Annotated in this window: 23 protein-coding genes; 5 read left to right on the plus strand and 18 right to left on the minus strand. The window is 61.5% G+C overall.

The window, feature by feature from the left end; translation table 11 throughout:
- Window positions 1-24: 24 nt before the first annotated feature.
- Genes pcaG through pcaD form a run of 4 tightly spaced genes read right to left on the minus strand, consistent with a single transcriptional unit; the run spans window position 25 to window position 2,552 of the window.
- Window positions 25-636, minus strand: coding sequence for a protocatechuate 3,4-dioxygenase subunit alpha (gene pcaG / locus QZ564_RS08095; protein ID WP_297107522.1), 612 nt, complete (start codon window positions 634-636; stop codon window positions 25-27).
- Window positions 636-1,382: a protocatechuate 3,4-dioxygenase subunit beta gene (pcaH, locus tag QZ564_RS08100; RefSeq protein WP_297107526.1), complete on the minus strand. Its 747-nt coding sequence runs from the start codon at window positions 1,380-1,382 to the stop codon at window positions 636-638. The genes pcaG and pcaH overlap by 1 nt, the downstream gene beginning before the upstream one ends.
- On the minus strand, window positions 1,379-1,768 hold the full coding sequence (pcaC, locus tag QZ564_RS08105) for a 4-carboxymuconolactone decarboxylase (protein WP_297107529.1): 390 nt from the start codon (window positions 1,766-1,768) through the stop codon (window positions 1,379-1,381). Before pcaC ends, pcaH begins: the two co-directional genes overlap by 4 nt.
- Complete coding sequence (gene pcaD / locus QZ564_RS08110; RefSeq protein WP_297107532.1) at window positions 1,761-2,552, minus strand: 3-oxoadipate enol-lactonase; 792 nt, start codon at window positions 2,550-2,552, stop codon at window positions 1,761-1,763. The genes pcaC and pcaD overlap by 8 nt, the downstream gene beginning before the upstream one ends.
- Before the next feature lie 144 nt (window positions 2,553-2,696).
- Here pcaD and pcaQ point away from each other — a divergent pair, with 144 nt between their 5' ends.
- Entirely contained in the window at window positions 2,697-3,632 is a 936-nt protein-coding gene (pcaQ, locus tag QZ564_RS08115; RefSeq protein ID WP_297107535.1) for a pca operon transcription factor PcaQ, read from the plus strand.
- 12 nt (window positions 3,633-3,644) lie between these two features.
- On the opposite strand, the gene QZ564_RS08120 is transcribed toward pcaQ, so the two are convergent.
- Entirely contained in the window at window positions 3,645-4,517 is an 873-nt protein-coding gene (locus QZ564_RS08120) for a helix-turn-helix domain-containing protein (RefSeq protein WP_297107538.1), read from the minus strand.
- A 49-nt stretch (window positions 4,518-4,566) separates the two neighbouring features.
- Here QZ564_RS08120 and pobA point away from each other — a divergent pair, with 49 nt between their 5' ends.
- Window positions 4,567-5,724, plus strand: coding sequence for a 4-hydroxybenzoate 3-monooxygenase (gene pobA / locus QZ564_RS08125; RefSeq protein ID WP_297107541.1), 1,158 nt, complete (start codon window positions 4,567-4,569; stop codon window positions 5,722-5,724).
- A gap of 108 nt (window positions 5,725-5,832) precedes the next feature.
- Here the strand turns inward: pobA and QZ564_RS08130 are convergent, their stop codons facing one another.
- The 3 genes from QZ564_RS08130 to QZ564_RS08140 form a co-directional block, all read right to left on the minus strand.
- Window positions 5,833-6,852: a TRAP transporter substrate-binding protein gene (locus QZ564_RS08130; protein WP_297107544.1), complete on the minus strand. Its 1,020-nt coding sequence runs from the start codon at window positions 6,850-6,852 to the stop codon at window positions 5,833-5,835.
- An 86-nt stretch (window positions 6,853-6,938) separates the two neighbouring features.
- Window positions 6,939-8,261 (minus strand): TRAP transporter large permease, encoded by a 1,323-nt coding sequence (locus QZ564_RS08135; RefSeq protein WP_297107547.1) that lies wholly within the window; start codon window positions 8,259-8,261, stop codon window positions 6,939-6,941.
- Complete coding sequence (locus QZ564_RS08140) at window positions 8,258-8,800, minus strand: TRAP transporter small permease (RefSeq protein ID WP_297107550.1); 543 nt, start codon at window positions 8,798-8,800, stop codon at window positions 8,258-8,260. Before QZ564_RS08140 ends, QZ564_RS08135 begins: the two co-directional genes overlap by 4 nt.
- 269 nt (window positions 8,801-9,069) lie before the next feature.
- Here QZ564_RS08140 and QZ564_RS08145 point away from each other — a divergent pair, with 269 nt between their 5' ends.
- On the plus strand, window positions 9,070-9,540 hold the full coding sequence (locus QZ564_RS08145) for a MarR family transcriptional regulator (RefSeq protein WP_297107554.1): 471 nt from the start codon (window positions 9,070-9,072) through the stop codon (window positions 9,538-9,540).
- Window positions 9,541-9,586: 46 nt separating this feature from the next.
- On the opposite strand, the gene QZ564_RS08150 is transcribed toward QZ564_RS08145, so the two are convergent.
- The 10 genes from QZ564_RS08150 to QZ564_RS08195 all read right to left on the minus strand — a co-directional run bounded on the left by QZ564_RS08150 (window position 9,587) and on the right by QZ564_RS08195 (window position 24,109).
- The gene (locus tag QZ564_RS08150) at window positions 9,587-10,381 is read right to left on the minus strand and encodes a crotonase/enoyl-CoA hydratase family protein (protein ID WP_297107557.1); all 795 of its coding nucleotides are present in this window, start codon (window positions 10,379-10,381) and stop codon (window positions 9,587-9,589) included.
- Entirely contained in the window at window positions 10,378-10,797 is a 420-nt protein-coding gene (locus tag QZ564_RS08155) for a thioesterase family protein (RefSeq protein ID WP_297107560.1), read from the minus strand. Before QZ564_RS08155 ends, QZ564_RS08150 begins: the two co-directional genes overlap by 4 nt.
- Window positions 10,798-10,806: 9 nt before the next feature.
- A complete protein-coding gene (locus QZ564_RS08160) occupies window positions 10,807-11,568 on the minus strand; it encodes an SDR family NAD(P)-dependent oxidoreductase (RefSeq protein ID WP_297107563.1) in 762 nt (253 codons plus the stop codon).
- Entirely contained in the window at window positions 11,568-12,809 is a 1,242-nt protein-coding gene (locus QZ564_RS08165) for a thiolase family protein (protein ID WP_297107566.1), read from the minus strand. Before QZ564_RS08165 ends, QZ564_RS08160 begins: the two co-directional genes overlap by 1 nt.
- Before the next feature lies 1 nt (window position 12,810).
- Window positions 12,811-14,670, minus strand: coding sequence for a feruloyl-CoA synthase (locus QZ564_RS08170; protein WP_297107569.1), 1,860 nt, complete (start codon window positions 14,668-14,670; stop codon window positions 12,811-12,813).
- A gap of 53 nt (window positions 14,671-14,723) precedes the next feature.
- A complete protein-coding gene (locus QZ564_RS08175; protein ID WP_297107572.1) occupies window positions 14,724-16,520 on the minus strand; it encodes an acyl-CoA dehydrogenase family protein in 1,797 nt (598 codons plus the stop codon).
- A gap of 518 nt (window positions 16,521-17,038) precedes the next feature.
- Entirely contained in the window at window positions 17,039-18,373 is a 1,335-nt protein-coding gene (locus QZ564_RS08180) for an HlyD family type I secretion periplasmic adaptor subunit (protein WP_297107575.1), read from the minus strand.
- Window positions 18,374-18,376: 3 nt separating this feature from the next.
- Complete coding sequence (locus QZ564_RS08185; protein ID WP_297107579.1) at window positions 18,377-20,785, minus strand: type I secretion system permease/ATPase; 2,409 nt, start codon at window positions 20,783-20,785, stop codon at window positions 18,377-18,379.
- A gap of 21 nt (window positions 20,786-20,806) precedes the next feature.
- Entirely contained in the window at window positions 20,807-22,804 is a 1,998-nt protein-coding gene (locus tag QZ564_RS08190) for a hypothetical protein (RefSeq protein ID WP_297107582.1), read from the minus strand.
- 111 nt (window positions 22,805-22,915) lie between these two features.
- Entirely contained in the window at window positions 22,916-24,109 is a 1,194-nt protein-coding gene (locus QZ564_RS08195) for a hypothetical protein (RefSeq protein WP_297107584.1), read from the minus strand.
- Between the two features lie 545 nt (window positions 24,110-24,654).
- Between QZ564_RS08195 and QZ564_RS08200 the strand changes: the two genes are divergently transcribed.
- Together QZ564_RS08200 and QZ564_RS08205 are read left to right on the plus strand one after the other, a co-directional pair.
- A complete protein-coding gene (locus QZ564_RS08200) occupies window positions 24,655-25,500 on the plus strand; it encodes a response regulator transcription factor (RefSeq protein WP_297107587.1) in 846 nt (281 codons plus the stop codon).
- 5 nt (window positions 25,501-25,505) lie between these two features.
- The gene (locus tag QZ564_RS08205; RefSeq protein WP_297107590.1) at window positions 25,506-25,988 is read left to right on the plus strand and encodes a hypothetical protein; all 483 of its coding nucleotides are present in this window, start codon (window positions 25,506-25,508) and stop codon (window positions 25,986-25,988) included.
- The last annotated feature ends 103 nt before the right edge of the window (window positions 25,989-26,091 follow it).

Below are 26,091 nucleotides of genomic sequence, written 5' to 3' on the forward strand. Positions count from 1 at the left end.
GGGAGGGGGCGCTTCAGGCCCACCTCACATGTCGAAGAACACGGTTTCCTTTTCGCCCTGGAGATGGATGTCCAGCGTATAGGTCGAGCCGTCTTTCCGCGCGATCAGGGTTTCGCGGCGACGCTTGTCCATGATCTTGTTAAGCACGAAATCACTCGCATTGGCCTCGGCCTCGTCCTCGAAATAGAGGCGGGTCTGGAGGCCGATATTGATGCCGCGCGCCACGATCCAGAGCGCGATATGGGGCGCCATGAGCTTGCCATCTGGCCCCGGCACGCGGCCGGGCTTGACGGTTTCGAAGGTGGCAGCCCCCGCCTCGGTCAGCGGCTGGCGCCCCCAGCCGGTAAAGGCGGGCGCAGAGTTGGAATTGGGGGCCGTGGGACCGGTGAAATTGCCGCTGGCATCGGCTTGCCAGATTTCGACAACACCGTCGAACAGGGGCACGCCCGCGCCGTCAAACACGTTGACGGCCACGTTGATGCGCTCACCCTCGACTTCGCCGTTGATCATGGTCTTGCCCAAATCGGCGTCGACAACTCCGGTGATGCCGCAGAAATTGGGCGTCATGCCGATATGGACATAGGGGCCAGCGGTCTGGGACGGGGTTTCTTTCAGGGTCGGAACAGGGTGCAGCATCAGTTCCCCTCCAGCTTGTTTTCGAACATGGTCGAGCGGCGGCCGCGCAGCACGATATCGAAGCGGTAGCAGAGCGCATCCATGGGCGTTGTGTTGAGGCGATCAAGCCGGGCGATCAACTGGTCGATGGCCGACTTGTCGGGGATGGTCGAGACAATCGGGCACTGCCAGATCATCGGGTCGCCCTCGAAATACATCTGGGTGATCAGGCGCTGCGCAAAGGCATGGCCGAAAACCGAGAAGTGGATATGGGCCGGACGCCAGTCATTGCCGGTATTGGGCCAGGGATAGGCGCCGGGCTTGATGGTGCGGAAGTGATAGAAGCCGTTCGCGTCGGTGATCGAACGGCCGAAGCCGCCGAAATTGGGATCGAGCGCGGCGAGATACCCTTCCTTCTTGTGGCGATAGCGACCGCCGGCATTGGCCTGCCAGTATTCCACCAGCGTGTTGGGCACGGGCCGGGCATTCTCATCGAGCACCTGTCCGTAGACGATCATGCGCTGGCCGATGGCATCGGTGCCGTCCTGGCTGAAATTGCGGATGAGGTCATTGTCGAGCGCGCCGAGCTTTTCGTGCCCAAAGGTGGGACCGGTCATTTCCGACTTGGTCGGCCCCAGAGAGAGCAGACTGTGCTTGGGCGCCCGGAAGGTGGACGACTTGTAGCCGGGTGTATCGGCGGGCGGATGCCAGTCGCGGTCGCGCTGGAACAGCAGTCCGTCGGCTCCGGGTAGAATGATGCCACTCATTGTGCTGCCTCCTGGCGCTTGGCGAGTTCGTTTTTGGCAATTTTATAGGCGCTGTTGGCTGCAGGCACGCCGGCATAGACGGCCACATGCAGCAGCAGTTCCTTGATATCGTCTTCAGTGGCGCCGGTATTGACCGTGGCGCGCACATGCATGGCGAATTCTTCCTCGTGTCCGAGGCCGGCAAGCAACGCCAGGGTGATGATCGAGCGCTCGCGCCGGGTCAGACCAGGCCGTGACCAGACCGAGCCCCAGGCGCCTTCGGTGATGAAGGTCTGGAAGTCCTCGTCAAATCCGGTCTTGCGCGCCGTGGCATTGTCGACATGGTTGTCGCCCAGGACCGAGCGGCGCGTGCGCATGCCGCGGTCAAACAAAGTCGCGTCAGCCATGGCCGACCTCCTTGAGAAAATCACGCACCAGGCGCGCCACGGCGGCCGGTTGCTCAATGCCGGGAATGTGGCCAACGCCATCGAGAACTTCGAAACGTGAGCCAGGAATAGCGGTGCAGTTGCGCACCAGATCGACCGGCGCAGCAAGATCAGCGCTGCCGGCCAGGATCAGCGTCGGCGCCGAAATGGCCGGAATACGCGATGTCAGATCGGTATCGCGCAAGGTGGCGCAGGTATTGGCATAGCCAAGCGGATCGGTGCGCAGGAAAAGGTTGCGCCAGCCACTCAACTCGACAGTGTGTTGCGCCCGGAAGCCGGGGCTGAACCAGCGCTCCATGACCGGATCGGCCAGGGGCAGGAGGCCCTCGGTCCGCGCCGTTTCGATGCGGGCAGACCACATGGCGGCGTCGCCCATGCGCGGCGCTGTGCAACACAGAACCAGACCCGCCACGCGCTCGGGGGCACGAAGGGCAAGGCCCTGGGCAATCAACCCGCCGACCGACACGCCGATGACCACGACCCGGCCAATGCCGGTTTGGTCCATGAGACCGGCGAGATCATCGAGGTGATCGTCGAGGCTGTAGTCGCCCTGGGGTGCGTCGCTGAGGCCGTGGCCACGCTTGTCATAGGACAGGCACCGATATTGGCCTGACAAGGCCGCGATCACCTCGTCCCAAATGCGCGCATCGGTGCCCAGGGAATTGACGAAGACCAACGCCGGGGCATCCTCCGGCCCAGAAAGGCGAAAGTGCAGCAATGTGCCGTTGATGCGGGTGAAAGTCATGGCGTCCTCTTGTTCCGATTTAAGGGGCTGGCACGGGCGCTGTAAAATGATAAGTCTCGGGCATTTCATAATCCATGGGTTATCGAGTTGACCCCGCAATTGAGAAATCCGGCTCGATTTCCCCAATAGCGATAACTGAACGTCATGGCTCAACGCATCATCGACCCCCGAATCCGGCTTCGGCACATCGCCTGCTTTCTGGAGGTGGCGCGCCTGAGATCCATGGCCGGGGCCGCCGACGCGCTCAATATCAGCCAGCCAGCCGCTACCAAGACCATTCAGGAGCTTGAGGCGCTGCTGGGCGAGCAATTGTTCGATCGCAGCCGGCGGCGTCTGGCCCTCACCTCCTTTGGTGAAGTGTTTTTCCGATATGCGTCCACCAGCATCGCGGCGCTGCGGCAGGGCATCGATGCGGCGCGGGGCACCCATGATGCAGCCATGGTGCGGGTGGGGGCCCTGCCAACCGTGTCGGCACGCATGCTGCCCGACGCCGTCCGCGCCTTTACCGACCAGAATACTGGCGTAACCACCCGCATCATCACCGGGCCAAACGGATACCTGCTCTCACTGCTGCGCACCGGCGATGTCGATCTGGTGATCGGACGCATGGCCGAACCGAATGCCATGATGGGGCTCAGCTTCGAACATCTGTATTCGGAACGCGTGGTGCTGGCCGTGCGTCCGGGGCACCCCGTGCTCAGCGCTCAGGAATTCAGCCTGCCGCTGATCGAGAGCTACCAGATCCTGATGCCCACACCCGACTCGGTGATCCGACCGGTGGTGGAGCGCATCCTCTTGGCGCATGGGGTTACCCAGTTGCGGGACGAAATCGAAACGGTCTCCAATGCCTTTGGCCGCTCCTATGTGCGCCAAAATGACTCGATATGGATCATCTCTGAAGGCGTGGTGGCCGATGACGTGGCCGAAGGGCAATTGGCCATATTGCCGGTGGATACCAGCGAAACACTGGGCCCAGTGGGCTTCACCACCCGAACCGATACGGCCACCTCCCTTGCCACAGCCAATCTGATGCAGTCGGTGCGCGAGGTGGCCGAGCGCCTGCGGCACGACGGCGGGTAGCCCGCACCAAGCTCAATGCCGCCGCATGCGGTCGCGCAGCGATGCCGGGGACATGCCATAGAGACGAGTGATGAAGCGGGAAAAATAGGCCGGATCATCATAGCCGAGTTCGGCGCCGATCTGCTTGATCGGCAGGGCCGAGAACAGCAATTGCCGCCTGGCCTCCAGCGCCACCCGCTGCTCGATCACAGCCAGCGCCGACAGGCCCAGACGCTGCCGGCACAGGCGATTGAGGTGCGTATGACTGATCCCGATGGCATCGGCATAGTCTGCCACTCGCCGGGATTGACGATAGCCCTGCTCGACCAGTTCGCGAAACCGCGCCACCAATTGCGCGGCCCGCCCGCCGGCGTCTGCCGCCTCACTCTCCGGTCCCGCACGCTGCAGCGAGACCAGCAGCAGGGTCAGATGGGCCCGCATGGCCACGTCATGCGCGGCGCCAGGTCGATCCGCCTCTGTGGTGAGGCGAGCCAGGGCGGCGACGATATCGCCGCAACCACTGTCAATAACCATGGCTGGCGGTACCGGCAGACCCAACCCCGCCAGATCGCGTTCCATAAGGGTCACCACCAAACCCCGCACATCGGTGCTGAAGGCATAGCCATGCACCGTGCCGGCGGGCACGACAGCCACACTTTCGGGCACAAGCGGGTGCACATCACCATCCAGAGCCATTTTTGCCTGCCCAGCACTGAGGTGAAGCACCTGGAAGAACTGATCGTGCCGGTGCGGGGCTATGCGATAATCATGCAGGCGGCTGCGAGCCTGGATAGTTTCCCAGTGCAACCAATCCTGTCGGGCATCCTTGTCGGTTTCGCCATAGAGGGTGTAGGTGGGGATCGAGGTCATGTTCAGATAATGCAAGAGTTTGCGCGCTCTGTCCATTCACGCACGCCCCCTAGATGCGCATGATTGCGCAAAATGGGAGGAGCACATGCGTACACAGGTCGCCATTATTGGCGCCGGACCCGCCGGCCTCATGCTGGGCCGCCTGCTGGATCTGGCAGGCATTGACAACGTCATTCTCGAGCGCAAGAGCGCCGACTACGTGCTGGGTCGTATTCGGGCCGGCGTATTGGAGCAAGGCTCCGTCGACCTGATGCACCGGGCACAGGTGGCCGACCGTCTGGATGCGGAAGGGCTGGTCCATCACGGCACTGATCTGAGCTTCGATGGCGACCGGCTGCGCATCGACTTTACAGGACTGGTCGGCAATCATGTCACCGTCTATGGCCAGACGGAGGTTACCCGCGACCTGATGGAAGCCCGGCAGGGCGAAACGATCTATGAGGCCGACGACGTTGCCGTGCATGATTTCGACGGCCAGCCCTATGTAACCTGGTCCAGGGACGGGGTGACCCACCGGCTCGATTGCGACTACATCGCCGGCTGCGACGGCTATCACGGGGTCTGCCGGGCCAGCGTTCCGGCCGAAGCACTCACCACGTTCGAGCGCGTCTATCCCTTTGGCTGGCTGGGCGTATTGGTCGACAAGCCGCCGGTGGCTCACGAACTGATCTATGCCCATCACGAGCGCGGCTTTGCTCTGTGCTCGCAACGTTCCATGACCCGCAGCCGCTATTATGTGCAGGTGCCTGCCGAAGAGAAGGTGGAAAGCTGGAGCGACGAGCGCTTCTGGGACGAATTGCGCCTGCGCCTCAACAGTGAAACCGCCGAAGCCCTGCAGACCGGACCCTCGATCGAAAAATCCATCGCGCCGCTGCGCAGTTTTGTGGCCGAACCACTGCGGTTTGGACGGCTTTTCCTGGCGGGCGATGCCGCCCATATCGTGCCGCCAACAGGCGCCAAGGGGCTAAACCTGGCGATGAGCGATGTGGGCATGCTTGCCGATGCGCTGATCGAGCATTACGCCGAAGCCTCACAGGCAGGCATCGACACTTATTCTCAGCGGGCTCTGGCCCGGATCTGGAAGGCCGAGCGTTTCAGCTGGTGGATGACGAGCCTCTTGCACACCTTCCCTGAAACCGGACGCTTTGGCCGCCGCATCCAGCGCGCCGAGTTCGACTATCTGGCCGGCTCGCGCGCCGCGCAGGAAGTGCTGGCAGAAAACTATGTGGGCTTGCCGGGGTAGGAACTGCTCCGCTGCCGAGGCAGGCACGGAAGTCCGTGCACAGCGCAAAAAGAAAGGGGCCCGGTCAGCGCACTGACCGGGCCCTTCATCGTGTTCAGATTGTCTAACTTACATCTGGGCTTCGACGGCGGCCTGGGCGGCCGCATAGAGTGCCTGGCCGTCAATGCCCTGCGCTTCCATGTCGGCGAACCACTTGTCGATGGTCGGCTGGGCCGCATCGATCCAGCGCTGCGTTTCGGCTTCATCGAGCTGGACAACGTTGTTGCCAGCATTGACGGCAATGGAGAGGCCAGTGGCATCACCATTGTCCATGACGCGGCCGAACTGACGCGAGGTTTCGAGGCCGGAATTGGCGTCGATGATCGCCTTCAGGTCGTCGGGCAGGTTGTTATAGCTGTCCATGTTCATCACGAAGCCGAAGGTCTGGGTGTAAAGACCATTCTGGCTGGTGAAGCCGGTGTGATTTTTGACCAGCTCGGCCACGCGCAGCGACGGCGTCACTTCCCAGGGGATTGTGGTGGCATCGATAACGCCCTTGGAGAGCGCCTCGGTGACCTGCGGCACGGGCATGCCGATCGGTTCGGCACCCAGATTGGCCAGCATGTCCGAGATGATCCGGGAACCACCGCGCACCTTCATGCCCTGGAGGTCTTCCAGGCTGGTGATCGGGTTCTTGGAGTGGAACAGGCCCGGACCATGGGTATGCAGGGCAATGACATGCACGCCGGCAAATTCTTCAGCCGAATTTTCCATGACGTAGTTGTAGAAGGCGGCCGAGCCCACTTCGCCATTGGGGGTCATGAACGGCAATTCGAACACTTCCGACTTGGGGAAGCGGCCGGGGGTATAGCCGAGCACGGTCCAGATGATGTCGACCACACCATCCTTGGCCTGGTCATAAAGTTCCGGCGGCGCGCCACCGAGCTGCATGGCCGGATAAAGTTCGAACTTGATGCGACCGCCGGACTCGTCAGCCACTTTGGCCGCCCAGGGCTCGATGGCCTGGGCCGGGATAGTGGCCTGAGCCGGCAGCATCTGGTGAATGCGCAGAGTGACTTCCTGGGCAAAGGCACTGGTGGACATGGCCAGCGCAGTCAGCGCCCCCATAACCAACATCTTGGTCTTCATTGGATTTTTCCTCCCTGTCTTGGCCAAATTGGCCGGTTCACTGCTTGCGCCCAGTCTCCCCGATCGGGCGCAGGCGGGTCAATATTCTAGTAAAGCATCCAGACCAGCCCCAAAGTGATGGGCGGGAATGCAACCAGAATGGCGGTGCGGACCATGTCGCTGGCCACGAAGGGCAGGACGCCGCGATAGGTTTCCGACAGCTTCGTTTCTCGAGCCATGGAATTGATGATAAACAGATTCATGCCCACGGGTGGGGTTATCAAACCCACTTCCACCACGATCAGCACGATAATACCGAACCAGATGCCGAACTCGTCCGGCGTCAGGCCGAAATCGAGCACCGACATCATCGGATAGAGGATCGGCACGGTGAGAAGTATCATGGAGAGCGAGTCCATGACGCAGCCCATCACCAGATAGAAGATCAGCACCAGGATCATGACGAGCCAGGGATTGAAGCCCTGCTCCCCGACCCATGCGGCCAGAACCTGAGGCACCTGAGACAAAGCCAGGAAGCCATTGAGTGCGGCCGCACCCAGCACGATGAGGAAGATCATGGCCGTGGAGCTGGCCGTGGCGAGGCACGCTTCCATGATCGTCTTGCGATCCAGGCTGCGGGCCGCCAGGGCGATGAGGAAGGTGCCCGCGGCGCCGACCGCGGCCGCTTCGGTGGGCGTAAAGATACCGGCATAGATGCCGCCGATCACCGCCAGGAAAACCACCAGCACCGGCCAGGTCTTGAACAGCGCCCGGAACCGCTCGCTATAAGGGAGACGCTCGCGCACGCCGCCCGAACCGGGAACCATGCGGACATAGAGCATGATGACGATGATATAGCCGATCGCCGCCAGAATGCCGGGCACAAAGGCGCCCATGAACAGCTTGGCAATATTCTGCTCGGTCAGGACCGCAAAGATCACCAGGATGATGGAGGGCGGGATGAGAATGCCAAGCGTGCCGCCCGCTGCGACTGCGCCGGTGGAAAGGGCGCCTGAATAGCCGTATTTCTTCAACTCAGGCAGGGCCACCTGGCCCATTGTTGCCGCGGTGGCCAGCGAGGACCCGCAAATAGCGCCAAAGCCGGCACTGGCACCGATGGCGGCCATGGCGACGCCGCCCCGCTTGTGCCCGAGCCAAGCCGCCGCCGCATTGAAGAGCCCCGCAGACAGGCCACCGAGAGTGGCGAACTGGCCCATGAGCAGAAAGAGCGGCACCACCGAGAGCGAATAGGACGCGTAGGTGGAATAGGCCAGGTTCTTGAATTGTGCGGAGATAGGATTGAAGCTACCGGTGACCAACCAGCTGCCGAACACCCCGATGGTGAGCATGGCAATGCCGATGGGCACGCGCAGGAAGATCAGAATGAGGACGGCCGGCAAGCCGAGGAAACCAAGCATCAATGCGGTCATACTTCCGCTCCCGCCTGCTTGGGCTCGGCTTCGCCGCTAAGGGCATAGCTCAAGGATCGTCCCAAGACGTAAAGGGCCACCACGACCAGAACTACCGCGCCGACAAAGGCCAGCGCATAGGCCCAGCTCAACGGAAAGCGCAGCAGCAGTGTGGTTTCGCGGTAGGCGAACTTGTCCATCATGCCGAAATAGAGCCGCCACGCGATAAAGGCGGATGCCACGAGCATCATGATGTCAGTGATGACCAGTATCCAGCTATTGATGCGCACGCCAAAGCTATCGGTGACGAGTGACACCAGGGCATGGCTTCGGGTCAGATGCGCCCAGGGCATGAAGGCAAAAATGGCAAACCCCATGCCGATCGACACCAGCTCATAGTCTCCGGTGATCGGCCGCAGTCCGATGAACAGCAAGGCGCGCCCAATGATGCTGACCACGATCATGGCGACCATGGCCATGAGCACCAGACCCCCGGCGATCGCCAGAGCCCTTGCCAGCCCCACCACCAATCGTCCCAAAGCGGACTCGTCTCTAAACACTCAGGTCTCCCCTACCTTCGGCGTCGATTTAAGGTGCTCCAGGGGCGCAAGTAAAATGACAATTGCCCGCCAACCTATAACACTCAGACTATATGAACGACAGCTTACTTGCCAAAATCATCGATTGAGACCCTGCAACCGATAACCGCAGCGCATGACTCGCCCGCTGGAAAGCCCGGCGCTTATCTTGTGCATTTTTCGGTGCATTTGTCGCCGTTGGTCCCTTGCCGGCTTGCCTTCCCTACCGGCACCGCTAGGGTCGAATGACCATGAGCCGCGCCAGAAAATCTTCTCCCAGTGGTCCCGAGGCGGATGCCGCCCTCAAGACCGATGCCACAACCTCGATTGTGGGCTACCGGCTGCGCCGGGCGCAACTGAGCGTATTCCAGAAGTTCATCGCCGTCTTCGAAGAACTCAAGCTGCGACCAGCCGACTATTCCGTGCTGGTGCTGATCGACGACAATCCTGGTCGCAAGCAGACCGAAATTGCCGAGGTGCTCGGTATCAAGCGCGCCAATTTCGTGACGCTGGTGCACGGCCTGGAACAGCGCGGGCTGGTCGAACGCATTCCTTCGCTGGAGGATAAGCGCGCCAATGCGCTGCACCTGACCACGGCGGGCCAGAACTTTCTGCGATTGGCCAAGTCCCGGCACCGAGCCCTGGAAGACGAAATCGTCACGCAGCTGGGCGGCACAGAGGCGCGGGCGCTGTTGCTGGCCCTGCTCGACCGCCTGATCTGAACCAGAAGCAGGCAGCCGCCAGCCCCGCAATGAGGCTGGAGCCAATTCAGCCAAAATTGGGGGCACGTTTCTCGAGGAAGGCCCGCAGGCCCTCTTCCGCATCGGGACCCGTCTGGCTCAATGCGGCCGTCAGGCTTTCAGCATAGAGGCCGGCTTCAGGCGGCATGGTGCCGATCTGGGCAATAGCCTGGATGATGAAACCATTGATGGTGGGCGAGTTTTTCGCGATGCGCCCGGCCAGTTCAAAGGCCTTTTCCAAGGCACTGCCCTCGGGCACCACATGGTGGGCAAGGCCCAGACGCTCGCCCTCAATGCCCGAATAGGAGCGCCCAGTCAGCATCATCTCGGTCATCCGGTCGGGACCGATGAGACGGGAAATGCGCACCGAGCCGCCGCCGCCAACAAAAATGCCGCGCAATCCCTCGGGCATCTGGAACCGCACGGTTTCCTCGGCGACCCGCACATGGCAGGTGGCGGCCAGTTCCAGGCCACCGCCCATGACCGCGCCATTCATGGCCGCAATGACCGGCACGGTCGAATTGGCGATCATCGCCATGACCCGGTGCCAGTTGCGCGAATGGGCCATGACCTCAAGCGGCTGGCGAGCCACATGCTGGGACAGATCAAGCCCGGAAGAAAAATGCCCGCCGGTGCCGGAAATGACGATCGCCCGTGCCGACGCCGGAACCGCCGCAAAAAAGGCGTCGAGTGCGGCGATGAGATCGTCGTTGAGCGCGTTGCGCTTGTCGGGGCGGTTGAGCTGCAGATGGCAGATCGAACCCGTTTTGGTGATGGTGAGCACCTGCTCCTGGGGCATCAGTTTTTCCTTCGGGTTGGTCATGCGGGCTGGCCCAGGAGCGTGCGGACTTCTTCGGGCAACGGCGCAGAACGAATGCCGCCATCCTCGCTGCGCACGACCCAGACGCGCTTTTCATGGGCCTCAATGGCAAGCTCGCCATCCTTGAGGAGGCTGTGCTTGACGGCAAAGCTGGAACGGCCCAGCTCGGCAATCTCGCTCCTGATCTCGACAACATCGCCAAAACTGGATGGCCGGATGAAGCGGGCGCCGGTATCGACCATGGGAATGCCGGCAATGCCGTAATGGGCCAGCCAGTTGCGCTTGTGCATGGCAAAGGCCGCCGAGAGCATGGCCGCGGTGGCATTGTCGAAGAAGCGGAAATAATTGGGGTAATAGACGATGCCGGCCGGGTCGCAATCGCCGAACTGGATTTCCACCCGTGTGGTGTTGCTGAACATCCCGGGCTCCTATTTGGGCTGCATGCGCAGGGCGCCGTCGAGCCGCACCACTTCGCCATTGAGATAGTCGTTCTCGACCATGGACTTGACCAGGGCCGCGAATTCGTCCGGCCGACCGAGGCGGGCCGGATTGGGAATAGCGGCGGCAAGGCCCTCCTGCGTCTCCTGCGGCAGGCCCTCCAGCAATGGCGTCAGGAAGAGGCCCGGCGCGATGGCGAGAACACGAATGCCGAAACGGGCAAATTCGCGCGCGGCCGGCAGGGTCAGCGAGACGATGCCTCCCTTGGAGGCGGCATAGGCGGCCTGGCCGATCTGTCCTTCAAATGCGGCGACCGAGGCGGTGGAGATGATCACCCCGCGCTGACCGTTCTGGTCGGCTTCCGCCAAGGACATGGCATGGGCACAAAGCCGCATCATGTTGAAGCTGCCCACCAGATTGACGTTGATGACCCGGGTAAAGGCATCCAGAGCCATGGGGCCTTCGCGCCCGACAATGCGCCCGGCCGTGCCGATGCCGGCGCAATTGACCAGCACCGAAGGGGCGCCGAGCGCTTCCACGGCCGACGTTACCGCCGCTTCGGCGCTGGCGGCGTCCGAGACGTCAACGGTGAAGAATTTTCCGCCCAGTTCGGCCGCAATGGCCTCACCCTTGGCGGCGTCGCGGTCGAAAATACCGACCTTTGCGCCGCCTGCCGCGAGGGTGCGCGCCGTGGCCGCGCCGAGGCCCGAGGCGCCGCCAGTGACGAAGGCAACCTTACCGGCAATATCCATCACGCGGCCTCCGGGTTCTCGATCAGCATGGCAATGCCCTGGCCGCCGCCGATACAGGCCGAGGCGATGCCGTAGCGGGTGCCGGAGCGCTTGAGTTCATTGGCCAGGGTCAAGCCGAGCCGGATGCCGGTAACGCCCAGCGGATGGCCGATGGCGATGGCGCCGCCATTGACGTTAAGCTTGTCCTCGTCCAGTCCCAGTTCATCGACACAGGCCAGGATCTGCGCGCCGAAGGCCTCGTTGATCTCGATGCGGTCGATCTGATCGAGCCGCATGCCGGCAACTTCCAGCACGGCACGAATGGCGGGAGCCGGTCCGATACCCATGATCTGTGGCGGCACGCCGACAGCAGCGCTGGCGAGAATACGGGCCAGGGGCTTGTGCCCATTGGCCCTGGCATAAGCGCCCGAAGCCACAAGCACAGCCCCTGCCCCATCGACGATGGCCGAGGAATTGCCGCCGGTCTGCACGCCGCCAAAGGCGGGGCGGAGCTTGGACAGGACCTCATAGGGCGAGGGACGGATGTGCGAATCCGTGTCGACGCTCTCGACACCGCGCGGCAGCTTGATGCCACGCTTGTCGAGCGTTTCGATCTCGAAGGTTTCGCTGATCACCGGAACGATTTCCTCGGCGAGGATGCGTGCGTCCCGGGCCGCGATGGCGCGGTTGAAGCTGCGCTCGGCGAAGCGGTCCACCCGCTCGCGCGGGATGTTGTACTGCTTGGCGAGGTTCTCCGCCGTGTCGCCCATATTGACACAGCCGGCCGGGTCGTAGAGCGCTTCCCAGAGGAAGTCCTTGAACTCCACCTTACCCATGGCAAAGCCATTGCGATGGGTGTAGGCGGCAATCGGGTTGCGGCTCATCGATTCACAGCCTGCGGCCAGGGCCAGGTCGACGCGGCCCAGTGAGACCGAATCCGCCGCCTGGGCGATGACCTCGATGCCGGTGCCGCAGATGCGCTGCACGAGATGCGCCGGCGCATCGATTGGCGCGCCGGCATAGAGCCCAATATGGCGCGGCGTGACATAGGCGTCGAACGAGGCCTGGGCCATGGAGCCGGCAATGGTGTGGCCGATATCGGCAGCCTTGACGCCGGTCCTTTCAATAGCAGCGCGCGCCGCCTTGATGCCGAGGTCGATGGGTGAGATCTCGCTCAAGGCGCCGCGATAGTCGACAAAGGGCGTGCGGGCGCCTCCAAGCAGGTAGGCGTCGTCGAAGGTGAGGCGGAGGCCTTTGCTCATACTAGGCGCCTTTCCTGGCTAGAACGAAAATGTCGGGACCTGGTGCATCAGCGTAGAGGCTTTCGAGCAAAGTGGCCCGGTGCGTGCGCACGGCGCGTTGGTTGATCGATCCCTTGTCGGTAACTTCGCCCTTGTCGATGTCGGGGGCGTCGAGCATCAGCAAGGCGCGGGCGACATGGTTTGAGCTGCCGGTTGCCTTTTCGGCCAAAGCCGCAAGGCTTTGCGCAAATGTCTGCCGGACGGCGGGATGGGCCAGAATGGCCTCCGCACCTGCATCAGCGGGCAACCCCGCATGGCGCGCGCAGGCCGCCATATCCGGAAAGATCATCGCGCCGATGAAATTGCGGTCGAGGCCGGTAATGACCACGTCGCGGATCAGCGGGGCGCAGGCGGCTATGACCCCCGAGCGCACGGCGGCGAAATTGACCCAGGTACCCGTGGAGAGCTTGAAGTCCTCCGTGACGCGGCCGTCGAAAACCAGACCTTTGGAGAGGTCCTGAGGATCAGCAAAGCGGACCGCGTCGCCGATCTTGTAGAAGCCTTCCTCGTCAAAAGCCTCGGCGGTCTTTTCGGCGTCGCGCCAGTAGCCGGGCGTGACATTGGGGCCCTTGAGGCGGAGTTCGGTCTTGTCACCGCTGGGCACGAGCTTGAAGGCAATGCCGGCGGCGGGCAATCCGATATGTCCGGCCTCTTCAACCGGCCAGGTGGTCGTGGAAGCAAAGGGCGCCGTCTCGGTCGAGCCATAACCGGTGATGATCATGATGCGCTCGCCGGTCTCGGCCAGCGCGGCCCGATGCAGCCCCTCAAAAACATGCTGCGGCAGGCCTGCGCCCGCATATTGCAGGACCTTGAGCCGCGCGAACAGATTCCGCCGGGCCTGCGGGTACTCATCCAGCGCCCCGACCAGAATTTCATAGGCTTTGGGGACATTGGTGAAAAATGTCGGCTGAACAAGTGCCAGGTTTTCCAGCGTCCGATCAAACCGGCCCGGCGTGGGCTGGCCATCGTCAATGTAGAAGCTGCCGCCATTGTAGATGGCAAGGCCGGTATTGTGACTGCCACCGGCCACGTGGTTCCAGGGCATCCAATCGAGCAGGACCGGAGGCTCGTCTTCCACAAAGGCCAGGGCCTGCCGGATCATCTGCTGGTTACAGGCCATCATACGATTGGTGGTGATCACGCCCTTGGGCAGGCCGGTGGAGCCGGAGGTGAACAGCACCTTGGCGACAGTATCGGCCGCGATAGCCTCATGGGCCGCGGCCACCGCGTCGGTTACCGGCGTCGTCAGCAGGTCATCAAAGACCGAAACTGGTCGACCGGAAATGGGATTGGCGCGCACGACCAAGGGAATCTCGGCGCCGAATACGGCATTGATGGCAGGGGCGAACTTTTCGCCGTCGCTGGCATAGACCATGCCGGGGGTGAGCAGGCCGGCTATGTGGCGCAGCTTGCCATAGTCAGTCGAAATCAGCGAATAGGCCGGCGAAATTGGCGCATAGGGAATGCCGACCCAGATGGCCGCCATGCCAAGCAGGAAATGTTCGATTTCATTGCCCGACAGGATCATCAGGGGACGTTCTGCTGACAGGCCTGCGTCCAGTAGGGCCTGGGCAAGCGGGGCGATGCGCGCAAGCACATCGGCATAGCTCAGCTCGCGCCAGCCCGCGCCTTGCCGGTCCGCAATCAGCAGGGCATCTGGCGTCCGCTGGGCCCATGCCGCCAGGGCATCAACGATGGAGCGGGGGTATGGACCCAGCTCCGCCACCGATTGCAAAATAATCGTCCCGTCCGGTCGTTTTTCGGCGGTCGCGGCCATGTTGCCCAGCCGCACCTGGCGGATTGAATTCGCCTGATGTGTCATGCATTCCTCCCTGGCAATTTAGTTATGACACATAACATATATCGCCGCAATAGCTAAGTCCCGGCCTTGTCCTCGAACGGGTGCGCGAATGGCGCCGGCTCCAGTCCGGCCAGCATGGTGCTCGTCTGGTCGATTACATCGCGGCCAACGGCACCGATCCGCTTGCGCAATTCTCGCAGCTGGCGCGACCGGAGCCCCGCTTTGCCTGCCTGCACGCGTTCCCGAAGGAGCGCGCATTGCAGGTCCGCGATCCGCCATTGCGATTCATCCTGTGCTGCCACGTGATGACAGAGGGTCAGAATCGAGACCAGCCACTCCACCTGCTGCCCAAACCTTTGCAACACAATCTGGGCACTGGCCAGCTCAAGCTGAAAACTGAGGCTCAGGCGCAGATAGGTCCAGCGCAGATGCCTCAATTCGCGGGCCGCAAATTCAGCATGATGGCGCAATGATTCAGGCAATCCGGACAGATCCTGTCGGCGCAGCTCCAGCCCTTGTGGCCGGAGGTTACGCAGGACCCAGAGCCCCAGGCGGTACAGGGCCGGGTTCAGCAGCAACCGCAAAAGTGCTCCACCCGCACGGCGGGGATGGCGCAACAGTGTGGATGGGTCGAGCTTCAATATCCGCCGGTCGGCGGCCACCGGCCTGCCGTCCGCATCCAGGTTGGCCGCCTGCAACTCGCCCAGAAGTGGGGCCAGATAATGATCGACAAAGGCCCGGGTCACGTCCCGCACCATGCCCATGCGGATCATCTCGTCCTCACCTTCGACAACGCCAAAGAGATGGAGATTGGCCCGAGCGGCATTGACGCGGCTGTCGCTGGCAAAGCTGCGTCCTCCAAGGACGTGCTCGCAGGCGGTCATGGACTCAAGTCCGGTCTGGGCGGCCGAGGATTTGGTCAGGTCACGCAGGCCGGCAAGATCGGCGCCGCTGGCATCCTGGCTAAGGGACATAAAAGCCAATGCCTGCGCCTGTAGCGAGCCACCCAGCATCCGTCCTATGGCTAGCTGTGGCAATTCATGCCGCATGATCAGCCCGCCAACGCCGGGCCGCTGGCGCGCATAGTGGGCCGCATCGCAGGCCAGCATGCGCTGATAGCCGGCAGACATCGCCGCCAGCATGCATCGACCCAGCCGGAGGCTATAGAACAGCACCTCCACCCCATCGCCTTCGACCAAATTGGCGGCCGGTATGGGATAGTTGGAAAAGTGCAGGCGGCTATTGTCGTTGGCCGTGAAGGCGGCAACTCCGGAAGGGGTGCAGCGGAACGACCAGCCCTGCTCTGCTTCCTCAACATCGGTCTCGGGCAGGCGGGTCAGGAACAGACCCAGCTGCTTGCCGCCCTTCCCTAGGCGCGCGACGATGCCAACAAGTGCCCCATGGCGGGCATTGGTGATCCAGAGCTTGTTGCTGGCGCCCTCGGCGAAGAGGCGATAATCGCCGCTCTCGTCTCGGGTGACATAGGCCTCGATCTTTTTCGCGTTGACGCCCGTGCCGACCTCGGTAAGGGCAAAGGCCATGGGTACGCCTTCGGCCACCAGAGGCAGGAATGTGCGTTGCTGGTCGTCATTGCCATAAGCGATCAATGACCCTGCCCCGATGGTCAGGTGACCGGAGATTTCCACGGCCATCGGACCAAGACCGTTGGCAGCCAGTGCCTCCTCGACGGCCGCCAGTCGCAGATAGGTCTCGCCGCGCCCGCCAAACTGGGCCGGCACAGTCAAACCGTAGGCTCCGGTTTCAGCCAAGGCCCGCCGCACCTGATCGGACAGATTGCCATCAGCGGTGAAGGCCGTCCCCTGCCCCAGGATATCGAGCGCGCGGTCGACGACGGGATGTGACTGTCTCATCAGCTCGGCCGCTATGCGTCCACCTGCCTGCAATTCTGCAGGCTCCGGCGGAGGCCCATAAATCAGGCGTTCCACGAGGCCGCGACGGGTGGGTGCCAGCTTCCGGTCAGCGCCACCGCTTGCCTGGTCCAAGGCGCCGATATCGTGTGCGGCCGCAACATCGCCTGCCGCTCGCAAGGCCTTCGCAGAGATAGACTCTTCGTGCCCTGGCGATGCCATCGTTCGTCCTCCCTCGAATTCAGACAAGCAGGCCAATTCGCACCCGCCGCCATATTTAGTTATCTAGCATAACCAAATATGGCAAGCAGGACCTCACGACCGGGCCGGTTGTTGCCCTGAAGGTGTCGTGGTGCCTTGGCGGATGGTAGGACTTGTCTATCGGAAGGCCAATAACCCGGACCAACCGCGCAGACTGGCCCGGCAGGATGACGATCACATCGGCTGCGCATTCAGCGGGGGCGCACCAATCCGGCGGGGATCTCCATCCCGACCGTCAGATCAGGCGGAGAGGCGCAGCGCTACTGCTCGTGGAACGCCCGCGCCATGCTGTCCATCACTGGCTTGATCAGATAGTCCAGGAAGGTGCGTTCGCGCGTACGAACAAGTACTTCGGCCGGCATGCCCGGCGTGGGGCTGAAGCCGGGAACGCGGGCAATCTGGTCGGGTGGAATGGTAACCCGGGCCAGGTAGACATCGCGATGCATGCCCTGAGCATCGGCGATGGTGTCAGCGGAAATGTACTGCACCTGCCCGTCCAGCACCGGCGTGGTGCGCTGGTTAAGAGCGGTCAGGCGGATATTGGCCATCTGGCCTTCCTTGACCTCGTCGATCTGCATGCGCGGGATCTTGACCTCGACGATCAGCGGTACATCGGCGGGCAGAATCTCGAAGATGGGCTTGCCGCTTTCCACCACGCCGCCGGTCGTGTGATAGTACATGCGGACGATCGTGCCGGCGACCGGAGACGAGACGGTGGTGCGATTGAGCACGTTCTGGGCCTGGAGTGTCTGTTCGCGCAGCGCCTCCAATTCGCCTTCCACGGTCTGCATTTCATCAAGCGCTGCCTGGCGCACCGCATCGCGGGCCTGGATGACCTCGCCCTGATATTTGTCGAGCTGGGTATAGGCTTCCTGCACTTCGGACTCGAGGCGCGAGATATCGCCCTCGGCATCGAAGACAGAGCGTTCTATGGCCCGGACAGAAGACTGGGCGACGACGCCCTTATCGAACAGTTCGAGCATGGCCGCATGATCCTCGCGAAGCAATGCCAATTGGCGCTGCATGGATTCGATTTGGGCCTGCCGGCCACTAATGCGGAATTCGAGCGCTGCCACGTTCTGCCCGATCAACTGCTTTTCATTGACCAGCTTGTCGCGGGCTGCCTTGAAATTGGTACGCTGGCTTTCGACCACGGCGGCTATCTCAGGATTGCCCATGTGGTCCTTAACGATGTCAGGCGGCACATATTCGTCCAGCTCCAGAGCCTCGGCATTGAGCCGGGCGCGAATGGCTTCCAGGCGGATGACCCGCAACTGCAATTGCTTGGTGGCAGCATTGGCCGCCGTCTCATCGAGCAGGAGCAGGCTCTGCCCGGCAATGACCTTGTCGCCTTCGCGCACCAGCAGGTCCTTGATGATACCGCCCTCGAGATGCTGGACAATCTTGTTTTCGCCCGTGGCCACGAAGCTGCCCTGAGCAATCACAGCCGCGGACAGTGGCGCGGTGGCCGACCAGCTGCCAAATCCACCGAAGGCCAGCGCCACCAGCAGGATACCGATCCAGACCGGCGTGCGGATAGAGCGCGGCACGCCGCTATACCATTCCAGATTCTGCAGTTCGCCGGCAGCGGACATGTTCTAGTTCTCCCTCACAGGTCCCTGTGCCTTGATGCCGGCCGGGCTGGGGCCGGCCTTGCCGGTCAACGCCGCCATCACCTCGGTGCGCGTGCCGAACATGGAAACCGAGCCATTGTTGAGCACCAGGATCTTGTCGACGACATTGAGCAGGGCCGGGCGCTGGGTGATGGTCACCACGGTGATCTTCTGCTTGCGGGCATGCTCCAGGGCCTTGGCCAGGGCCGCTTCGCCCTGAGAATCCAGGTTGGAATTGGGTTCGTCGAGCACCACCAGCTTGGGATTGCCGAAAAAGGCCCGCGCCAGAGCAATGCGCTGCTTCTGTCCGCCCGAGAGCGGAGCGCCGTCGGCGGCAACGAAGGTTTCGTAGCCCTGAGACAGACCGGCGATCAGTTCGTGCACATCGGCCAGGACGGCGGCCTCGAAGATGTCGCGGTCATTCACATCCTCCCGCATGCGGGCGATATTGGCCTTGATGGTGCCGGGAAACAGCTGCACGTCCTGAGGCAGATAGCCGATATTTTCGCCGAATTGGCGCTGATCCCAGTTGCGCAGGTCCATCAGGTCCAGGCGCACCGAGCCCGAGGTTGGCAGGATCGAGCCGACCAGCATCTTGCCCAGCGTGGTCTTGCCGGCCCCCGAATTGCCGATGACAGCCAGAGATTCGCCGGGCATCAGCGAGAAGGAAATGCCGTTGAGCAACACCTTCTTGTTGGGCGGCGGCACAAACAGGATGCGCTCGACATCCAGCCGCCCCTTGGGCTCGGGCAGGAGCAGGCGCTGGAAGTTGAATGGGGACGAATTGAGCAGGCCCTTGATCCGCCCGAAGGACGCGCGGAACTGGGAAAAGCCGCTCCACCCCTCGATCGTGCCTTCGATGGGGGTCAAGGCGCGAGCCGCGATGATCGAGCCGGCAATCACCATGCCGCCGGTGATTTCGCCCTGGATGGCCAGATAGGCGCCCCAGCCGAGCATCGTCACCTGGGTCAGCAGGCGCACGCCCTTGGAGATGCTCGACATGATGATATTGCGGTCCTGCGCCCTGACCTGAGCCTGCAGGGAATTGGCCGTGTCGCGCCCCCAGATACGGACAACTTCGGGGATCATGGCCAGTGCATTGATAATCTGCGAGTTGCGCGACATGGAATCGAGGTGCAGCGTCGCGCGACTGAGGAAATTATTGGCATCGGTGAAGGAGCGGGCGGTCAAGCGTTGGTTGATCATGGCGATGATCATCAGGCAGATCGCTGCACCGACCACCACCAGCCCGAGCTGGGGATGGATGAGGAAGACTGCCACCACAAACAGCGGCGCCATGGGTGCATCGAGGAAGGACAGCAGCGTGCCCGACACGATAAAGCTGCGCAATTGCTGGAGATCGCCCAGCACCTGATAGTCCCGGCCATTGCTGTGCAACGAAGCGCGCGCCGCCGCGCTCAGGATTGGGGAGCCCAGCTGCACGGCGATTTCGACCGCCGTGCGCATCAGAATGAAGCGTCGCACAGCGTCGAGAATGGCCTGCAGCACGACGGCACCGACGACAGCCGCTGTCAGCATGACCAGCGTGTCCATGGACCGGCTGGTCAGCACGCGATCCGAAATCTGGAACAGATAGATCGGAATGGCCAGGACCAGGATGTTGATGAAGACGGTGAAGGCCATGACAATGGCCAGATTGGTGCGCACCGCCGCCATGCCATTGGCCAAGCTCTGGGTAAAATTGGGCTGCGGCGCCCGCTTGTGAAAGCCACGATTATCCCCGCCCCCGCCGCCATTCCCGGCGCCACTCGAGCCCTTGCTGCCTCCGCCCCCGGACCCGGAGCGTGTCGACTTAAGTGGTCCACGGTCTCCTTCAACAATGGGTGGGATGCGGGTCTTTGGCGCGTCCTTGTCTGGGGTTCGGAAGTCCCCCTGCGGACCTTCCGAACGCGCGTCCGTCGTCTGGGGTTGGGGAGCCTCGTCCACCGCTTCAGAATCTGGCTCAGGCCCGGATTTGGCTTCGTCTGCGTCCTGCAAGGCTCCGGCACGCACAGTCGTGGTCGTGTCTGACTCACCAGGGGGCGTGATGTCTTCGGAAGCGGGAGGCGGGTCGACCTCGCGGGCAGAGGCTTCCTCGAGCGCTGGAACCTCATCGCGCAGGTCGCCTGGCCGCGGCCGCAGCACCGAACGTGGCGGAGGCGTCGCGCCGTTCTTTCGGGCGGCGGTCGGGGCCTCAACTGCGCGCTGGGCGCTATTGTCCTCGCCTGTCTGGGTCGCCGGGGCATAGCCACGCGCAAGCTCATCGAGTTCGGCGGCGGCCAGATGGATATCGTCCATGATCTGGTCCATCCGGTCGGATCGAACCTGGCTGGCCTGGCGGAGCTGACGGCCCAGCGCCTCTCGGTCGGTGCGGGTCAGGTGCTCAAAGGTCATCTGGTCGGTCCGGGTACAGGATTACGCGAGAACGGATTGCATGAGATCGACGGGCGCCGCGTCGTGGGAGGTATCGGCGAGGGTGTAGTCCGGGGTGTCGGCCAAGATCTCGGAATGGTCGAGGAAGGCGACGACCTCGCTCACAAGGGCATCGGGCTCGTCGTCCTCACCCTGGGCCTCCAGGATATTGGCCTGGATGAGCACCGCATCGGAATAGTGATTGCCGCCGACTTCGATGGTGTCGCCGAAGGTGTCATAGTCCTTGATGGCGGCGACATTGACCAGGGCGTTCGAGCCGGTGTCGATCTGCCATTCCGTGGCCGGCTGACCATCGAGAAAGGCCTTTTTCTGCAGGGCGACGAAGTCAGCATCGCCCAGGATATTGGTCTGCTCGATATAGCGCAGATCATAGATGCTGCCGGAAACATAGAGCACCTTGGGGATGGAGACGCCTTCGAAGTCCGCCGATTTGTGAAAGCTTGTCGGCATGGACTTGTTGCCATTGGCGAGCCCATCCATGGCCGCCTGGTAGTGATCGGAAATACCCTGCTGCACGTCCGTGGCGCCGACATTGTGGATCGACGCCTGGTTCCAAAGCAGGTTGTTGCTGGTATTGAGGCTTCCGGAGGCCGAATAGGTGTCATCACCGGCGCCGAGCATGGCGATGGTGTCGTTGTCGTACAGGATGTTGTTCTGGATGATGATGTTGGCGTCGAATACATTGCCTCCGACCAGGATGAGGTCATAGAGCGAGCCGATATTGGCAAAGCTGACGCTGTTCAGCCCGATATTCTCGCCGCTGGTCACCACTGCATTGGAGCCGGCGGCAGTCAGCACGCCGACGTCCTGATCGGACATGAAGGTCAGCTGCTTCATCCACTCCAGGAAGATGATGTCGCCCGAAACGATGCTGATCTGCCAATTGACGGGGAATATCCCAGGATCGGCCTCGGCGGCCTCACCGGCGACATCGAGCGTTTCCTGAACGAAGCTGGCCATATTGACCGCCTCCGTGCCACCAGTCTTGGCCGCAAGGGGAAAGTCATCGCTGATCGTATCATTGTCGGCGTAGGAATTGGTCTGGATGATTGCGTCGAGCTGGTGGAAATCACCGCCGACGACGAAATGCGTGCCGATCAGGCCGGCATTGACGACGGCCGCTTCGTTGACGAGAAAATTGCCGCCGGCCTTGTAAGTCACCGAGCCCTGGGTATCGTCACTTATGATCTGGAGATGCGCCTCGGGCTTGCCCGTGACCACAATCGTGTCCGCCGGGGTGGCGTCCTCGACCTCCGCCTGCAAATGCGCTGGCAGGGCTTCGGACAGCAGAGGATCCTCGTCCACCAGCTCTCCGTTGACATAGGTGCCGGTCAGGCCATCGACCTCGTGGAACTGTGTATCAGGACTGGATTGATGCTGGAGCGTGGTTGCGTCAACAGCGTCCATTACCAGGGGCACATCCTCATGCCCCTCCATGCCCGGACCATTGGCAAGCGGACCCAGAACGGCGCCGCTGGCATACTGGAGCCCGAGAAGCCCCGCATCGGCGCCGGAATGATAGACTAGCGGTTCGTCGAGCGCGCCCATGACGAAGAGGTCATTGTCGGACTGGGTGAGGGATTGCGAGATCAGCGCAATGACCGAGCCCGGCTCGGTGCCGATCAGCGGAACGACAATGTCACCAGGAGCGAAGGGCCAATGCGCAAGGGGCTTGTCAAAATCGGGGTGAGCAAAATTGGGAGCGCTTGGAAGGGCGATATGAACCGGCCCGAACAACGCTTCACCACGAATAGGGAAATCGGGCGGGGCGTAGTGGACGCCCGGGTCGTAGGCGCCCAGGGCATAGGCCTGGAGGACGTCTACCGAAATCTGCCGCATCTCGGGGGCCTGGGGAGCCGGATCACCATCGTGCTCGATCTGCTCGAGCTCAATCCGGACGCGCATGTCTTCCACCGCGATCTCGAAATAGCCGAGAAAGTGGACGACAATTTCTGAAATCGGATCGCTTGGAAAAAACACGGAACACCTCCCATTTGCCCATCCGGCTGATAGCGGACCGGCTAAAATCAGATGATCTGCGCGGTGGGGGCGCTACCGCGCAGATCCTTGGCAAGCGTTGGGGGCGCTCGCTTATGCGTCGTCGCTGCTGGAGTCGTTGTTCATGTGGTTGTTGCCGCCAACCACCGTCGCATCGACTGCGTTCTGCTGCAGGTTTGCACCAAGCACGACTTCCATGTTGAAGGCCGAACCGCTCACCGCTGCGCTGGCATCGGCGATGTTGCTGGCGGTGGAGTTGTTGCCGGCATCACCTTCGAAGTCATTGTCATCGGCGTCAGCATCGTCCGCATAGGCATAAGCGTTGTACGTGCCGTTTGCGTTGTTCTGAACGTTGCTCAGCGAGTCGTTATCGACGATGTCTGCCACCTGGTTGATGGCAAAGCCGGTGTCGCCGCCGCCGCCCGAGAAGGCGCCATTGAAGACGTTCTCGAAGTTGACGTCATCACCTGGGTCGAATTCGAGCGAACCGCTGTTGATGAGCATATTGTCCAGCGTGGCGGTACCGATATCGAGGTCGGCGAAGTCGTCATCGGAATTGAACGAGCCGGTGGCATCGTCGTCGGACGAGTTGAACGAGTCCTCGATCTCCACATCGACATCCAGGTCGACATCGGCATCAATGTCGGTGGAGTTGTCGGTCGAGTTGTCGTTCATCGAGCCATTGACCGAATTGTTCGAGTTGTCGTTCATCGAGCCGTTGACCGACTTGTTGTTGGCAACGTCTTCGATGTCGGCATCCAGATCGACGTCGGTCGAATTGTCGTTGTAGGAGTTGGTGTTACCCACATCCTCAACTTCAACTTCGATGTCATCGATGGTGGTCGAATTGTCGGTCGAGTTGTCGTTCTGGGAGTTGGTGTTGGAGTTATCGTTCAACGAGTCATCCATGGCGAAGGCCAGGGATTGGTCACGATTGTCCGAGTTGTCGTTGTGCGAGTTGTTGTCTGAATTGTTATTCAGAGAGTCCTCGACCTCGACATCCAGATCGACATCGTTCTCGGTCGAGTTGTCGTTGTAGGAGTTGGAGTTTCCGGTGTCTTCAACGTCTATGTCGGCATCCACGTCCACATCGGTGTCGGTGGAATTGTCGTTATAGGAATTGGAGTTCCCCGAGTCCTCGACATCCACTTCGATATCATCGACCGTCGTCGAGTTGTCGGTCGAATTATCGTTATAGGAATCTTCGGGTTCGAAGTCGTCGAAGTCGTCGAAATTGACCGAGTTATCGGTCTGTCCGCCGCTGTTGTTGTTGAAGTCGTCAGCCATAGTTACTCTCCTCAATGATAAATAATGGCTGAGCTACCAGGACCCCCTGTCATCTCGAATGGAGGTATGCTTGGTCGCTCATGACTTGAAGGGCATACGCGAGATACGCAGATCGCTGGTGCCGTACGCAGAAACCGGTCAGCACGTATGAATCCAGAACCCAATTACCCAACGCGACGCAGCGAATTTCGCATCGCAGGGTCAAGTATTGCTCGATAGGGAGAGAAGTATAGTTGCCACTTCAGCCTAGGCTGATCGGCCCAATCTTAATCTTATCGATTTAGAACATCTGTTCGGTGCACTTCGGAGCTAGATCGTTTTCAATACCCTCAAGGAGGGATGAAACGGGCGTGTTTCTCCATCGAATGGCTGATTTCCGGCGGGGAAGCGCCACCACAGCTCAATCCATTGAATTAGTCTTGCCGGGGAACGAATCACGCCAGAGTCACGCCCCCGATGTTAACCTTTTGTCAACCTTGGGAGCGATGGCACCAAGCAAAGCTGTGGGCCCCAAACACAGTAATCGCCGGGGAGGGAGTGGTAAAGTGCGTGAAAACCTTTATGACGGTCTGCGCGATCCGCAGCAGATCGAAGAACGGCCGTTGGACTCCGAGACACCGCGTCTCATTTTTGTTGCTCCGAAACAGACGATATATCAGTGCCTATGCGGTGCGCTGCAGGATCACTTCCGGGAGGTCGAGGTTTTCCTTGTCGACCGGATAGATGATGGCCTTGGCCCCGACAATAATGTGAGACTGGTCTTGCTGGGGGCTGGCGCACGATCGATCGGCCCCTCCTTCGTCGAGCAATGCCGGGTGCGGTTCCCGAAGGCGGCTATTGCGGTGGCCATCGATAGCGGACGTCCGGTCGTTGACCCGCTCGTGGTCGAACACCGTCTGATCCAGGGACTGCTGCCGACCACCCTGCCGCTTGATGTCTGGTTCGCCTTGATGCGGCTGGTCATGGCCGGCGGCGAGTATTTACCGCGTGAGTCTCAGAGCGCCGGCGGACATTTTGAGGCGCAGCAGCGCCTGTCGCCGCCGCCTGGACCAGTGGACAAGGCACCCACCCCTCCAGCGCCGAGAGCCAATGGCGCACAGTCAGCTGTGCGTGACCAGGGCAACGAAACCAGCGCCGAGAGCGGCCTTGACTCTCTGACCGCGCGGGAACGGGAAATCCTGACACTGGTCTCGGAAGGCTATCAGAACAAGCTGATCGCCGATCGCATGGCGCTTTCCGAGCACACGGTCAAAGCCCATGTGCACAATCTCATCGCCAAACTCCGAGTGACCAATCGCACGCAAGCGGCGGCCTATCTGCATGAGCATCGCTCGGAGAGAGGAGGCGCTGTGACGGGACAAGACCACCGCCGCCGCGCCTATCCGGGGTAAGGACAATGCCCAGCCTGGACAGGGTGCTCCAGCAGGTCGGCCAGTTGAACTATGTCTGGACCAATACAGAGAGCCTGTTCATCTATCTCATCGCGCATCTGGCCGGGACATCCAAGGATGCCGCGGTCATCATCTTTTTGACGCTGAACACAACGCGCGCGCGACTGGACCTGCTGGACCGGCTGGCCAAATTGCCTTCGACACCCGCGGCCACCCGTACCGCCGTACTGGATCTCACCGACCGCCTCAAGAAAGAAGCCAAGGTCCGGAACAAATATAACCATTGCATCTATTCATTCGACTCCAATGGTGAATTGAGCGGGACGCAATTAATGCGCATTGTCGAATTTGGCGATGAGTTGAAATACGGGAAATCCGAGGCCTTGGACGACACAGAATTTGAGAGGGTGCAGTCGGCCATCAAGGCGATCACGGCAGTCAACAGAGACATGTGGGCCTTTTTTGCCGCAAGCGGCATAAGACCATAGTGAAAAAGTAGGACAGCAGCTCAGACGAACAAAAATTCGTGACGAGCCGATTTAGAAGAAGTAGCTTCTACAAAATAGTCTTGGTTTAGGACAGGATAAACAA

It is taken from the genome of uncultured Devosia sp. (assembly GCF_913055165.1).
GTDB lineage: Bacteria > Pseudomonadota > Alphaproteobacteria > Rhizobiales > Devosiaceae > Devosia.

Bases quoted from the DNA above. Each gene is read 5' to 3' on its own strand.
- pcaG (WP_297107522.1), bottom strand. From the start codon at position 636: ATGCTGCACCCTGTTCCGACCCTGAAAGAAACCCCGTCCCAGACCGCT.
- pcaH (WP_297107526.1), bottom strand. From the start codon at position 1,382: ATGAGTGGCATCATTCTACCCGGAGCCGACGGACTGCTGTTCCAGCGC.
- pcaC (WP_297107529.1), bottom strand. From the start codon at position 1,768: ATGGCTGACGCGACTTTGTTTGACCGCGGCATGCGCACGCGCCGCTCG.
- pcaD (WP_297107532.1), bottom strand. From the start codon at position 2,552: ATGACTTTCACCCGCATCAACGGCACATTGCTGCACTTTCGCCTTTCT.
- pcaQ (WP_297107535.1), top strand. From the start codon at position 2,697: ATGGCTCAACGCATCATCGACCCCCGAATCCGGCTTCGGCACATCGCC.
- QZ564_RS08120 (WP_297107538.1), bottom strand. From the start codon at position 4,517: ATGGACAGAGCGCGCAAACTCTTGCATTATCTGAACATGACCTCGATC.
- pobA (WP_297107541.1), top strand. From the start codon at position 4,567: ATGCGTACACAGGTCGCCATTATTGGCGCCGGACCCGCCGGCCTCATG.
- QZ564_RS08130 (WP_297107544.1), bottom strand. From the start codon at position 6,852: ATGAAGACCAAGATGTTGGTTATGGGGGCGCTGACTGCGCTGGCCATG.
- QZ564_RS08135 (WP_297107547.1), bottom strand. From the start codon at position 8,261: ATGACCGCATTGATGCTTGGTTTCCTCGGCTTGCCGGCCGTCCTCATT.
- QZ564_RS08145 (WP_297107554.1), top strand. From the start codon at position 9,070: ATGAGCCGCGCCAGAAAATCTTCTCCCAGTGGTCCCGAGGCGGATGCC.
- QZ564_RS08150 (WP_297107557.1), bottom strand. From the start codon at position 10,381: ATGACCAACCCGAAGGAAAAACTGATGCCCCAGGAGCAGGTGCTCACC.
- QZ564_RS08155 (WP_297107560.1), bottom strand. From the start codon at position 10,797: ATGTTCAGCAACACCACACGGGTGGAAATCCAGTTCGGCGATTGCGAC.
- QZ564_RS08160 (WP_297107563.1), bottom strand. From the start codon at position 11,568: ATGGATATTGCCGGTAAGGTTGCCTTCGTCACTGGCGGCGCCTCGGGC.
- QZ564_RS08165 (WP_297107566.1), bottom strand. From the start codon at position 12,809: ATGAGCAAAGGCCTCCGCCTCACCTTCGACGACGCCTACCTGCTTGGA.
- QZ564_RS08170 (WP_297107569.1), bottom strand. From the start codon at position 14,670: ATGACACATCAGGCGAATTCAATCCGCCAGGTGCGGCTGGGCAACATG.
- QZ564_RS08175 (WP_297107572.1), bottom strand. From the start codon at position 16,520: ATGAGACAGTCACATCCCGTCGTCGACCGCGCGCTCGATATCCTGGGG.
- QZ564_RS08180 (WP_297107575.1), bottom strand. From the start codon at position 18,373: ATGTCCGCTGCCGGCGAACTGCAGAATCTGGAATGGTATAGCGGCGTG.
- QZ564_RS08185 (WP_297107579.1), bottom strand. From the start codon at position 20,785: ATGACCTTTGAGCACCTGACCCGCACCGACCGAGAGGCGCTGGGCCGT.
- QZ564_RS08195 (WP_297107584.1), bottom strand. From the start codon at position 24,109: ATGGCTGACGACTTCAACAACAACAGCGGCGGACAGACCGATAACTCG.
- QZ564_RS08205 (WP_297107590.1), top strand. From the start codon at position 25,506: ATGCCCAGCCTGGACAGGGTGCTCCAGCAGGTCGGCCAGTTGAACTAT.